Genomic DNA, 13,662 nt, shown 5'->3' with positions numbered 1-13,662 from the left:
CTATTAAAGCCCATAGCGGGCAATTTTATGCCGTAATACCTCTAAATTCATACCTAATATATCACTTGCTTTTTGCACATCATTAGCAGATTCTATAAGTGTTTGAGCGATAAGCTGCTTTTCAAGCTCGGCAATCTTGCTTCCTTGCGCTTGAGGGACAAACCCAAATACACCACTTCGGCTCTCTAAAAATAAATCTTTTACGCTTATTTCATCTCCCTCACTTAAAATACCAGCTCGTTCAATAACAGAAAGCAATTCGCGCACATTACCGGGCCACTCATAAGACATAAGAGCTTCTTTAGCCTGAGATGAAAACCGCTTTTGTTCTAAACCATACTGCATACATACAGATTCTAATTTCCACTCGCTCAAGGGCAAAATCTCCTCTTTGCGCTCTTTAAGCGGTGGGATAGATAGGGGAATTGTCTGCAATCTAAAAAACAAATCCTCTCTAAATTCATTTTTGGCAATTTTTGCTTGTATATCGGCATTTGTAGCAGATATAAAACGCACATCAATTTTGATAGGCTTTGAACTACCAAGTCGTGTCAGAGCCTTTTCTTGCAATACTCGCAAAAGTTTAGCTTGAAGAGCTAGAGGCATTTCTCCGATTTCATCTAAAAATACACTGCCTCCATTAGCATCTTCTAAAATACCCGGTTTAGCAGTTGTAGCATCTGTAAAAGCACCTTTTTCATACCCAAAGAGTTCAGATTCTAATAAATGCTCAGGGATTGCTGCCATATTAATAGCTATGAAAGGCGCATCTGCCCTATGAGAATTACGATGAATAAATTGTGCAAACACATCTTTACCTACACCACTCTGCCCTAAAAGTAGCACACTTGCATCAGTTTTTGCAACTTTGAGTGCAATAGCTTTAATCTCCTCTAATTTTGGAGAAGAAGCAATAAAATCCTTAATAGAATCTGATAACTTAGCAGGGGATTTTTGTGCTATTTGGCGGACTTTATGACTACGCTCTATGGCTTCAATAAATGTTTCTATCTCACAACCTTTAATAAGAAAATCTTTAACACCCAAACGAATGGATTTTATCGCATTTTGCACAGAAGCATTCCCTGTAATGACAATTGCCTCATATCGCCCATTAAGCTCTTGTAAAAAAGCTAAACCATCCATTTGAGGCATATTAATATCTGTAATAACAAGCTCAAAACTCTCATCAAGCTTTTTTAGGGCATCTTTTGGATTCTTAAAACTGACAATCTCATATTGTGGATAATCTTCAAACGCGGTTTCTAATGATTTACGATAATTAATATCATCTTCTACGATTGCGATTTTCATACTCTCCCCTTTGATAAGATTTGTAACATAATGCTTTTATCAACAAGCTTTGCTTTAATCCTTGTGGGTGCAATTTCAAAGCTCACTCGCGAACTTAGAGCATTGTTTCTCCCCCTTGTAGATTCTTGCACATACACCTCATATGTATAAAAGCACTCTAATACTTGCTCTTTTTCTTGCTTAAGAATGGAAGTAATAAAATAAGGCATATCGTCCATAATAGGATACCTACTTGCATCAATTTCGCATTCAGCAGCGACTTGATAGCCTTTTTGATTTTGGTAATTCATTACGTGAGATACGCGATAAAGCTCTCCTAACGCAACATTATCTTTGCTTACCATTTTATAAGAGATAAGTAGCTCCACTTCAGCACCATCAAAGGATTCATTATAGGGAATCACATCAAGCTCATTTGCTCCATTGAGTATGCCTATACACAAAAGGAATATTAAGAGTTGCCCACGCATATAAACCTCCTCACTCTATTCTTACAATCCTTACTTTTAATTAACCCTCGCTTCCTTCTTCATCATTTATGTCTTCTTCTTTTGGCTCTTTTGGGCAAACATTAGCATAAGCCACTTTATCATCACCAACATTTACAATTTTTACCCCACTTGTATTGCGCCCAGCTTTACGTATAGCCTCTGTATCTACACGAATCATTTTACCTGAACTTGTCAGCACCATAAGATCCATATTTTCATCATTAATATTTACGACACTTACAAGCTTTCCTGTTCTAGGCGTAAGCTTCATTACAATGACTCCTTTACCAGCACGGCTTTGCAAACGATATTCTCCAGCCAAAGTTTGCTTACCAATACCACGCTCACTCACTGTTAAAAGCTTATCTGTATCATTAGCGATAGTCGTAGCTGCAATAACACAATCTTCGCTTGCTTTAAATTTAATACCTGTTACCCCACGACTTACACGCCCAATCTCACGCAATTCTTCAACACCAAAACGAATACACATACCTTGATAAGTGGCTATAAAAAGTTCTTTGATATGAGAATCAACAATATGTGCGGTTACAAGCTCATCATTTTCATCAAGATTAATCGCTCTAACACCTATGCTACGAATATTGCCATATTCTTTAAGATTTGTGCGTTTAACAACACCATTTTTAGTAAAAAATACGAGTGATTTATCTTCATTAAAATCTGTGGTAGTAATAGTTGCCATAATTTTTTCATCAGCTTGAAGATTAATGAGATTTACTACCGCCTTTCCAATAGCTGTGCGTCCTGCTTCTGGAATCTTATACACCTTAAGCCAATAAAGCTGCCCTTTATTGGTAACAAACATAATCGTATCGTGCGTATTTGCCACAAAGAAAGATTCTATAAAATCATCATCGTGCGTATTACCACTAATTTTACCCTTACCACCACGATTTTGTTTTTCATAAGTCTTAAGCAATACACGCTTGACATAACCTCTATGGCTCATTGTAACAACTACTTTTTCATTAGGGATTAAATCCTCCACATCAATGGCATCATAATCCTCTTCAATTTGTGTGCGCCTTTTCGTGCTAAATTTCTCTTTTATTTCTAAAAGCTCTTCTTTTACAATGGACTTAAGCTTATCTTCACTTTTAAGGATAGATTCTAAATATGCAATTTGAGCTTGAAGCTGGGCATATTCCTCATTAATCTTATCTCTCTCTAAGCCTGTAAGTCTCTGCAAACGCATTTCAAGTATAGCCTTAGCTTGCAATTCGCTTAATTTAAATTTAGACACAAGTGCATTTTTTGCCTCATCAGTATCCTTTGAAGCACGGATAGTTTTAATGACTTCGTCAATATTATCTAAGGCAATAATTAAACCCTCTAAAATATGCGCTCGCGCTTTAGCTTTCTCAAGCTCAAAAATACTCCTGCGGATAATAATTGTTTTACGATGAGCAATGAAAATCTGTAAGAGTTCAAGGAGATTGAAAATTTTGGGCTCTTTGTTATTAATTGCAAGCAGGATAATCCCAAAAGTGCTTTCCATTGTTGTGGATTTAAAAAGATGATTAAGCACAATTTCACTCATCGCATCACGTTTAAGCTCAATAACAACTCGTATACCCTCTCTATCGCTTTCATCACGCACTTCTGAAATACCATCAATAACCTTTTCTTTTGCTAATTCCGAAATTTGCTCAACAAGCTTTGCTTTATTCACTTGATAAGGCACTTCATCAATGACAATCACATCTTTGGTTTTTGTTTTTTCAATATGCACCTTTGCACGCACACGAATGCGTCCCCGCCCTGTCCGATAAGCTTCTAAAATTCCTGCTTTGCCATAGATAATTCCACCTGTTGGAAAATCCGGTCCCTGCACAATATCAAGCAAGTCTTCCACATCTTGCGTATTTTTATCAATCACCATAATAAGCGCATCTATAATCTCATCAATGCGATGCGGAGGAATAGAAGTCGCCATACCTACCGCAATACCGCTTGAACCATTTACAAGCAAATTTGGGAATCTCGTAGGCAAAACATCTGGTTCATAAAGCGTATTATCATAATTTGGCACAAATTCAACCGTGTCTTTATCAATATCACGGAGCATCTCCTCACTTGCACTTGTCATACGTGCCTCTGTATAACGCATAGCCGCTGCGCCATCGCCATCAATAGAACCAAAATTCCCTTGCCCATCAACAAGTTCAAGTCGCATAGAAAAATCCTGTGCCATACGCACAAGTGCATCATATACCGCAGTATCTCCGTGTGGGTGATATTTACCAATTACATCGCCTACGATTCTCGCACTTTTCTTATATGGACGACGTGGTGAGAGATTAAGCTCATTCATTGCATATAAGATTCTTCTATGCACAGGCTTTAGTCCATCTTTTGCGTCAGGCAAGGCTCTCCCCACAATAACGCTCATTGAATAATCAAGATAACTCTCTTTGATAGAATCATCAATTTTCACATCTATATTATTATCTTCTATTAGGCTATCCATTGTCTCTCCCAATCTAGGTTTTAGCGCTATTTTAGCCCAAATTCACTAAAAATAGGCTTACTTCTTAAGTAAAAGCGTTATATAATTCTTCTTTGGCATATTATCTTTAAATACAAAAAGTGAGAAACTTAATCAAATATGGAAATAACAGAAAAAATTATCCTTTTGTGCCTTATAGGATTTTTTGGTGCGATAACGCCCGGACCCGATATACTTCTTACCTTGAAAACAACTTTGCGATTTGGTATGGCTCAAGGATTAAAAGTGCTCCTTGGCATTGCAAGCGGCTGGTGTTTGTATTTAGGGCTTATATACGCAGGTTTGAGCCATTGGTTAAACACTCCTATCTTACAACTTACTCTTAGTTTAATAGGTGGATTCTATCTTCTTTATTTGGGTTATTTAATATTGAGTGCGCCCTCTTTGACATATGATTTAAACATAGAAAAAAATAATATGCCTCAAGATGGATTTATGCAGGGATTACTCCTCAATCTCTCTAACCCCAAGGCAATCTTATTTTTCATATTTTTGGTAACACCTTTTATTGATGAGGGTATGGGAATAGGTTTAATTGCACTATGGTGTTCACTTTTTAGCGCTTTTATACTTGTGATTATTTGCGCAAGTGTAGCTAAACAATATATGAATACAAAAATTTTTAACATCATTGATATCATTTGTGGTGTGCTTTTTGTATGTTTTGGGTGGCTTTTATGTTTTGAATTTGGTGATCTAGTTGCAACTCTATTTATAAAAAAATAAAAAGAATCTTAACTATTTTGTATCATTTTGTATCATTTGAAAATATTTTCCTCATTAATAAAGTAAAATAGTAACACTTATATCCATATCTTATACTATTAAGTCCATTTTCAAGGCAAAATTTATTTTATTATCTGTTAGAATGCTCATTATTTTACTCAATAAGGAATCTCAATGGACATTTTACACAATATAATTGATAGCACAAATGGGTTTTTATATACTTATTGGCTCGTTTTTGCTTTGATTGCTTGTGGTTTATATCTTAGTATTCGCACACGTTTTATTCAACTTCGTTTTCTCAAAGATGCTTTTATGGTGCTTAATGAACGCAGTCATCAAAAACATATTTCACCTTTTGGCGCACTGATGATTTCCACTGCTTCACGCGTAGGCATTGGCAATATTGTAGGAGTGTCAATCGCTATTGTAAGCGGTGGTGTTGGTGCGTTGTTTTGGATGTGGGTAACTGCACTTGTAGGAGGGGCAAGCGCATTTATAGAATCTACTCTTGCTCAAGTGTATAAACGCAAAGATGGGGAGCATCGCTACAAAGGTGGTCCTGCTTATTACATTGAAACAGCTTTGCATTCTCGCGCACTTGGCATTATTTTTGCCATATCACTTATCTTGTGTTTTACTTATGGATTCAATGGTTTGCAATCCTACACGCTTACATCAGCCTTTGAGATTTTTGTAGGCAATGAAGTTTTTAACGAGGGGGGGGGCTTTACTGCTTTTGTTGGTCTTATCCTGGCTGCTCTTGTATCATTCTTTTTCTTTGGTGGTGGCAAAAGTTCTGCAACCATTTCATCAGTGCTTGTCCCTATTATGGCTTTTGGTTATCTTGTAGTGGCACTTATCGTTATTGGTATGAATCTAGAAAAAATACCTATGATTTTTAACAATATTTTGAAAGAAGCCTTTAATTTTCAAGCCATTTTTAGCGGTTTTGCAGGAAGTGCAATTGTTATTGGGATAAAACGTGGATTGTTCTCTAATGAAGCAGGTATGGGTTCTGCACCCAATGCCGCTGCAGCTGCTCACACAAGCCACCCGGCTAAACAAGGTATGGTACAAACACTCTCTGTTTTTATTGACACACTCATTATTTGTTCGGCAAGTGCCTTTATGGTATTATGCTCCGATTTAAGCAATACAAGCGAATTAAAAGGTATGATATTAATGCAAAATGTTATGCAAGGCTACTTTGGCACTTTTGGCTTATTCTTTGTGAGTATTGCTATTGTGCTGTTTGCCTTTACTTCGCTCATTGGAAATTACTTTTATGCAGAGGCAAATTTTAAATTTATCACAAACAATAAACTTGCCTTGCAAATTTTTAGATGTTCTGCAGTAGTAATGGTCTTTATTGGTGCACAGCTTAATCTGCAGCTTGCGTGGGATTTGGCTGATATTTTTATGGGCTTTATGGCAAGTGTTAATATCATTGCCATTTTACTTTTAAGTAATATCGCTATTAGAGTGCTCAAAGATTATGAAAAACAACGCAAAGAAGGAAAAAATCCAACATTTAAAGCTGCTGATGTAGGTATTTACAATACTGAATTTTGGAAGTAGATTCTATAAATTTAGAATCTATGCCTTAAATCCACGCTTTGAGATATGCTTTTAAATTTTGTGCTACATCGCTCCAATCGTTCATTTTGCTTTGTGTCATACATACCACATCTTCATACCACGGAGTAAAGATGCCATTGCCCCAACGCCAATCATAACGTTTATTTAAAAGCACTATGGTGTGTTTGCCCACACTTGCGCTCAAATGTGCTACGGCTGTATCAATACTAATCACCATATCCATATCTTTAATAATATGAAATGTATCAACAAAATCCTCCATAGGCAACTGATTAATACCATATTTGCCTAATCCATCTGTATCGTGTTGTGCTTTATTGAGTGAATAAATCTCTATATTATGATTTTTTTTATATCCTTCTAAAGCACTCATAAGCACCTCAAGTGGTATATTTTTATTTGCTGCTTCAGGAAACTCTGAATCTGTGCTAAAGCAAATTCCAATTTTTCTTACCTTTTTATTCTCACTTTCTAACTGATGTCTATCTTGACTTTGCATCATAAAAGGTGTAAAGTGCAAATCTTGTATGTTACTTACTCCAAGTGCAAGTGGCAAAGATAAAAGTGAAATCGCCACATCAAAATCCATCCCCTCATCTCTATGGGATACACTAGGAATCTCTAACATTTGAAAAAACTTTAAAAGTGGCTGCTGAACGATGACGCTTACATTTTGGGCATATTTTTGAAGCAAGGGTAAAAATCGTGCAAACATTATAGAATCTCCAAGTCCCTGCTCGTGATATACAAGCACCTTTTTACCCTCAAACTGCTGTGCCCCTTTGGATTCTAAGTTATATTGCCATATATTATTTATTCCTTGTGGTAACATCTGCGGTAACTTTTTACGCTCTTCATAGATTCTAAAACCTTGCTCAAAGTGCAAATGACGTAACAAAAAATGCGCATAATTAATGCAATATTCCACCTTTGCAGGATTAAGTGCTATGGCTTGCTGATAAAGCGTTTGGGTAAGCTGCATATCTGCGTTGGCATAATTAAGAGCATTAGCATAATTAAATAAAAAATCCGCATCATTTTTATAATATTGATAAATCGCCGCATAAACCTCAAGGGCTTTACTAAAAAGCCCAATTTGCACATAAGTATGTGCAAGATTCACACCTGCATCTAAGTAGCCTCTATTCAACGCACTCAAATACAATTCTATCGCTTCACCAAATTGTTTGATACTTACTTGTGCATTTGCAAGATTAAACATAGCACCCAAATCATTAGGGTCAAGTTTAATGGCAATCGCATAATGTTTTATTGAATTTTGAGAATCTTCTAAATCCGAATAAGCTTTGGCAAGATTAAAATGAAAAGTTGAATTATGCTCTAAAGTGCTCTCTTGCAACAAACTTGCTTCTAGCTCTTCAATACAATGTTTAGGATTCCCACTGCGGCGATAAGCTTCAGCAAGATTAAGCTTGTGATTAACCTGTTTAGGCTCGTATTTACTAGCTTGAGTAAAATATTCTATTGCTCTCTCATATATTTTGAGTTCAAGTGCAACAATACCTGCGAGATTCCATATATCTGCCCTTGTGCAGTCTATACTTAGAATCTGAATGCATATATCCGCACATTGATGATAAGACTTTGATTCATAAAGCTGATACGCCATTTGTATAGCAGAATCAATATTAAAATGCTGTTGAGACATATATTACCTTTGAAGATTTCCTCCAAATTTAAGCAAAAAAATGCCACCCTCTAGGATTTATTTAAGATTTCCCTAAAAGGTGGCACATTATAGAGTAGAAAAAATTAAAATACTACACCAAAAATTAAAGAAATACGTTGGTAGTCTTCTTTAAAATCTTTTGGCCTTACTGCATTTGCATTGATACTAGCACCGGGTGTGCGTGAAGAGCTTGTCATTTGTCCCATTACATAGCGCAACCCTACACTAAAGACATTTGATACCTTAACTCCCGCTCCAATACCATAGGTAAGCCCGTGATAAGTATGTTCTAAAGAAGTATCATTTTGCACATCACTCACAAAATAAGGCTCTTTTAAACTATGATAAGCATAACCTACCATACCTTGAATATAAAAATAACGCGCTTGCACACCTACAATTACAGGTACTTGCACACCCCAGCCATTAAAGCCTATATCTTGCATTACTTTTGAACCACCGGGCAAACCATTAGCAACACCATCTACAAATGCGTTTGAGTTTCCTGTGAATTTTAAATATATAGGTGCAGTAATCTCTGTCCCAATATAAGGACGCAAACCGCTTGCAGACTTAATAGCAGTAATATATACTGAATAACCAATATCTGCAGAATGTAAATTTAAATCACCAATGCTTGAATATGAATATCCCAAATGTCCTTCGTTGAATAGATACCAACGCGCTACATTTCCCGCTTTATTAGAACCACTGAGAATAGAGCCACTTGCAAAATTCCCTAAAAGTTGTTTTTTCGCATCACCAAGCGATTTTTGATTATTTGATGGTGCACCTAACACCACACTTCCAGCCAATACAAACATTAAAAACATTTTTTTTACCATTGTATAACTCCTTTTATGGTTTAAACTGCCTATGATACCATAATAAACTAATATCGGCTTAAAATCGGTTTTTTATATTTTCTCTTAAGTGATTTTCTACGGCATTCACCTAGAAGAAACAAAAGGTGTAATTATAGCAGCGGGAGAAAGGTTTGTTGCGTGGAAAATTACACTGCCATAGAGCCGAGCATAATACTTCATCAAATTTTTTTGTAATATAGGCTCAATGCTTGGCACAAACCACGCATTATTGCTTGTTACAATCACATATTGTGGATAATCCGCATAGAATCCACGATTACTTCCCTCATAACAAATAGCATTTTTAAATTTTATTTCTGCAATATCAAAATATCCAAAATCTTTCCCAGCACTAAATCCGCCAATGCCTTGAAAAAATGTATTTACAAGTGGCAGTAAAAAAGAGGGGAGAGTCTCACCAAAAGGCACAAGATGGACTTTATCGTAGAAAGAAACTTTGCCTTTATCAAATTTATAGGTGCTATTGAAATAAGACGCTCTTCCATCTGTGTGTATCTCTTCACGTAATGCCCCCACAATAATAACAATTTTATGGCTCATCTCTAAAAGCGAGTCAAAATATGGAAAATATTGAGAATCTAAAGGCACATAAAATGCACTCTCGGGTAGAATTATCACATCATATTCTTCATTAATTGCCTTTTGTATATCACTTATATGTTCGCTAAATATGCTTTTTGCTTCTCTCATACGATAATCAAAATCCTGACTCACAGCACTTTGAGCAAGTTTAATTTTAAGTGGGGGTAGATTCTGTATTTTTGAATCCTTAAGTCCAAAATCAAGTGCAAAAACAAGGCAAATCACTCCTCCTAACTTCCACCAAGTTTTATACTTAAATAAAATCCATAGAGCAAGAATTGAGAGTGCAAAGCTTAATTTATCCACACCAATATAGCTATATGCAAATACACTCTCTGGCACAATCCAATCAAAGCCAAAAGGTGTAAGATAACTTAAAAGTAATAAAAACGCAAATCGCACAATCAAACATTCACACCATAGACCAATATAAAATACAAAACCCATAAAAATGCCACAAGCTATTACAACTAAAGGAATAAGAAAGCTCATATCAAAATATCTAAGTCCTAAACTTATCCAATAAAACCATAGCATTCCAATAAAGAATCCAACGCCAAAGCGACGATTTTTAGGAACAAAAAGCACACTTGCAATACTGAATAAACCAAGTAATGAAACAAGTAATGGTGATATTGCTTTATCATAACTTTCCAAAACCCACTGCGCATAAAAAGGTAACACATATAAAAATGCAAATATAAAAGATATAAAATGCCATAGAATTGTTGGTTTGTAAGTCTGTGGTTTATAAAAAGAAAAATGCGTATAAGGTATAGAAATAAATCTGAGGCGTATTTGCCTCATTAATCGCATAAAATAAAGCTGTATTGAATGTAAATAAGACATTATTTAAATGTTGTGCCACCATCAATAACGATTGTCTGTCCTGTAAGCCACGCACTTTGCGTTTCATCACAAAGAAAAAATGCTGCTCCTGCTAAATCTTCAGGTGTTCCCATACGATTAAGAGGAGATTCTTCCTCCACCTTAGCCTTTACTTGTGCATAATCAGGAAATGCTTTGAGCGCATCGGTATCAATAGGTCCTCCACTCACTGCATTTACACGTATGCCCCACTCTCCAAGCTCTGTCGCTGCATATTTTACCATAGTTTCTACCGCATTTTTAGAATTTCCGTGTCCTGCATAATTTGGCATATACACAAGATTCCCTGTTGAACTTAAAGAAACAATAGCTCCACCACCAACTTCTTTCATACGTTTAGCTGCTTCTTGCGCACCTACAACAAAAGCGAGCACGGTTGCTGTATAAATGTTATTAAGCCCACGCGGTTTAAGTCGCATAAATGGTGCAAATCCACCCGCTACACTTTTGCCATAAATAATCGCATTAGATACAAAAAAATCTACGCGTGAAAAATCTTCATCAATTTTTTTAAATAATTCTATATATTGTTCTGGTTCAAGCACATTGAGTGGATAAAATCTCGCTTTAATGCCATATTTAGTTTCAACATCTTGAGCGATCTTTTGGGCTTCCTCTTCGTTTTTATTATAAGTAAAAGCGACATTTACACCATTTTGAGCAAATTTATATAAAATTGCCTTGCCAATACCTCGTGTCGCACCGCTAATAACAAGTGTTTTGCCTTTCATAAAATGTGTTGTAGAATCTTGAGCATTTTTCATTCTTTCACCTCGTATTTTTCTAAGATTTGTTGTATTTTAGCCATATTTTCCTTAGAAGGTGGCACTAATGGCAAACGATATTCCAAGTTTTTTAATAATCCTGCTAAAAACATTGCCGCTTTAATGGGCACAGGATTACTTTCACAAAAAAGTATCCTATTCATCTCATAAAGCCTTGTATTAATTTCATAGCTTTTTTCCATATTACCTTGTAAAGCATAATGCGTTAAATCAGCAATCTCTTGTGGGAAAAGATTACCGGTTACAGATATAACGCCTTTGCCATTATTTGCAAGTATGGGGTAATTGATTACATCTTCTCCACTTAAAAGTGCAAGATTAGGCACTTCTGCACCAAAAGCCACTACTCTTTCCATAAGTCCAGCTGCCTCCTTAATTGCATAAATATTTTTACAAGCATCACGCAGACGTTTAGCAGTTTCTATCTCTATACTTACTCCTGTGCGTGATGGAACATTATAAAGCATTACAGGAATCTCCACCGCATTAGCCACAGCCTTATAATGCTCAAACAAACCCTCTTGTGTAGGTTTATTATAATAAGGTGTAACACATAATAGCGCATCTGCACCGCATTTTTGGGCAAAAAGTGCAAGTTCTTTTGCCTCGCTTGTAGAATTACTCCCTGCACCTGCAAGCACTTTTACTTTACTACCCCTACATACCGCTACGGCAACTTCAATACATTCCATATGTTCTTTATGCGAAAGTGTAGCCGATTCTCCTGTCGTGCCTACTGGCACACAAGCGTCCATACCATAGGTAATTTGCCGCTTAATGAGTGTTTCATATGTTTCAAAATCAACCTTATGATTTATAAATGGTGTGATTAATGCACTCATTGCCCCAAAAACCATAATCACCTCCCCTTGTCCTTTAAAATCACCACACTTAGTGTATCTTCTACAAAATATTTATTTGCTACCTGCTGAATCTTATCTAAGTTAAGAGTATTTATATCTCTTTCATAAGAAAGTAATGGTTTAATATCTCCTCGCACAAGATAACTCCCAAAAAGCCCTGCAACCTCTGAAGAATTTTCAAGACTATAAATAAAATTTGCACGCGTATTGACCTTAACCTTATCAAGCTCTTCTTGGGAAATATGACCTTTTTTAATATTTTCTAATATCTTAATCACTTCTTCTTCAATTTTTTCAGCTCTGACACCCTGTTTTGCTGCAACAATGAGTAAAAATACACTCTCATCTTTCATATCCATATTATATGCGTATGCGCTAGTGGCAATTTGCTGTTTATCAATAAGTTCTCTCTGAAAAATACTTGATTTACCAGCGCTTAGAATCTCGCCTATTGCGCTTAATGCCACTTGGTCTTCGCTTAAATAATTAGGAATCTTATATCCCATAGCAAGAAACTCCACTTGAGAATCTTTTTTTACTATATTGCGCCTCATACCATCTTGTTTTGGCTCTTTTGCTCTAACTTGCGGAATATCCGAAGAAGTATTTTTAAGTTTTCCAAAATATTGAGTTGCACTTTGAAAAACAACATTTGGTTCAATATCGCCACTTACTAATACAATAGCATTCTGTGGTTGGTAATAAGTGCGATAAAATGAGCGAATATCATCAATATTCCAGCTTTGAATATCTTGCATAAAACCAATAGGTGTCCAATGATAAGGGTGATAGACAAAAGCAGTATTAAAGAAACGAAAATATAAATATCCCATAGGTGAATTATCTGTCCGCCACAATCGCTCCTCTGCTACTACATTGCGTTCGGGTTCAAACTCATCTTCTTTTAACAAAAGATTACTCATAAGTTCAGAAAAAAGCTCTAAAGATTTATCAAGATTCTCAACGCTTGATTTAATAAAATAACGTGTATAATCAAAGCTTGTTGAAGCATTATTCACACCTCCAAAGCCTTTTACAATCTCATCAAATTCTCCTGCTTTGAGCTTATCCGTGGATTTAAAGCTTAAATGCTCAAGCATATGTGCAATGCCACTTTTGCCCATTACTTCATTACGACTTCCAACCTTATAAAAAATATTTGTCTCAATTACACCACTCTTATTATTCAATGGCACGACCACAATTTGTAGTCCATTATCAAGATGTTTTGTATAATGTTTTGGCAAGGAACTTGGGACCAATGATGGGATGCTCACCATATTAGAAATACTCATTAATAC

General features: G+C 35.9%; 11 protein-coding genes. 2 read left to right on the top strand and 9 right to left on the bottom strand.

Translation table 11 applies throughout. The annotated features are described in order from the left end of the window. Positions 1 to 3: 3 nt before the first annotated feature. The 3 genes from HH_RS07900 to gyrA are packed head-to-tail and all read right to left on the bottom strand — an operon-like array spanning position 4 to position 4,299. Complete coding sequence (locus HH_RS07900) at positions 4 to 1,314, bottom strand: sigma-54-dependent transcriptional regulator (protein WP_011116475.1); 1,311 nt, start codon at positions 1,312 to 1,314, stop codon at positions 4 to 6. Then, positions 1,311 to 1,784, bottom strand: coding sequence for a hypothetical protein (locus tag HH_RS07895; RefSeq protein WP_011116474.1), 474 nt, complete (start codon positions 1,782 to 1,784; stop codon positions 1,311 to 1,313). The genes HH_RS07900 and HH_RS07895 overlap by 4 nt, the downstream gene beginning before the upstream one ends. 40 nt (positions 1,785 to 1,824) lie before the next feature. Beyond that, entirely contained in the window at positions 1,825 to 4,299 is a 2,475-nt protein-coding gene (gene gyrA, locus HH_RS07890) for a DNA topoisomerase (ATP-hydrolyzing) subunit A (RefSeq protein WP_011116473.1), read from the bottom strand. Positions 4,300 to 4,437: 138 nt separating this feature from the next. On the opposite strand from gyrA, the gene HH_RS07885 reads away from it, so the two are divergent. Together HH_RS07885 and HH_RS07880 are read left to right on the top strand one after the other, a co-directional pair. After that, entirely contained in the window at positions 4,438 to 5,064 is a 627-nt protein-coding gene (locus HH_RS07885) for a LysE family translocator (RefSeq protein ID WP_011116472.1), read from the top strand. A gap of 174 nt (positions 5,065 to 5,238) precedes the next feature. After that, the gene (locus HH_RS07880) at positions 5,239 to 6,645 is read left to right on the top strand and encodes an alanine/glycine:cation symporter family protein (RefSeq protein ID WP_011116471.1); all 1,407 of its coding nucleotides are present in this window, start codon (positions 5,239 to 5,241) and stop codon (positions 6,643 to 6,645) included. A 25-nt stretch (positions 6,646 to 6,670) separates the two neighbouring features. Here the strand turns inward: HH_RS07880 and HH_RS07875 are convergent, their stop codons facing one another. The 6 genes from HH_RS07875 to HH_RS07850 all read right to left on the bottom strand — a co-directional run bounded on the left by HH_RS07875 (position 6,671) and on the right by HH_RS07850 (position 13,656). After that, the gene (locus HH_RS07875) at positions 6,671 to 8,335 is read right to left on the bottom strand and encodes a tetratricopeptide repeat protein (protein WP_011116470.1); all 1,665 of its coding nucleotides are present in this window, start codon (positions 8,333 to 8,335) and stop codon (positions 6,671 to 6,673) included. A 104-nt stretch (positions 8,336 to 8,439) separates the two neighbouring features. Then, entirely contained in the window at positions 8,440 to 9,201 is a 762-nt protein-coding gene (locus HH_RS07870; RefSeq protein ID WP_011116469.1) for a hypothetical protein, read from the bottom strand. Between the two features lie 105 nt (positions 9,202 to 9,306). Continuing rightward, positions 9,307 to 10,632: an apolipoprotein N-acyltransferase gene (locus tag HH_RS07865; protein ID WP_041309406.1), complete on the bottom strand. Its 1,326-nt coding sequence runs from the start codon at positions 10,630 to 10,632 to the stop codon at positions 9,307 to 9,309. Positions 10,633 to 10,673: 41 nt separating this feature from the next. Further along, positions 10,674 to 11,477, bottom strand: coding sequence for an enoyl-ACP reductase (locus HH_RS07860; protein WP_011116467.1), 804 nt, complete (start codon positions 11,475 to 11,477; stop codon positions 10,674 to 10,676). After that, positions 11,474 to 12,355, bottom strand: coding sequence for a 4-hydroxy-tetrahydrodipicolinate synthase (gene dapA / locus HH_RS07855; protein WP_011116466.1), 882 nt, complete (start codon positions 12,353 to 12,355; stop codon positions 11,474 to 11,476). The genes HH_RS07860 and dapA overlap by 4 nt, the downstream gene beginning before the upstream one ends. A gap of 2 nt (positions 12,356 to 12,357) precedes the next feature. After that, a complete protein-coding gene (locus HH_RS07850) occupies positions 12,358 to 13,656 on the bottom strand; it encodes a M16 family metallopeptidase (protein ID WP_011116465.1) in 1,299 nt (432 codons plus the stop codon). Positions 13,657 to 13,662: the final 6 nt, after the last annotated feature.

Source organism: Helicobacter hepaticus ATCC 51449, assembly GCF_000007905.1.
GTDB classification, from domain to species: Bacteria; Campylobacterota; Campylobacteria; order Campylobacterales; family Helicobacteraceae; genus Helicobacter_C; species Helicobacter_C hepaticus.
Note: the sequence above shows the minus strand (reverse complement) of the source record. Positions and strands in the feature narration are given on the sequence as shown.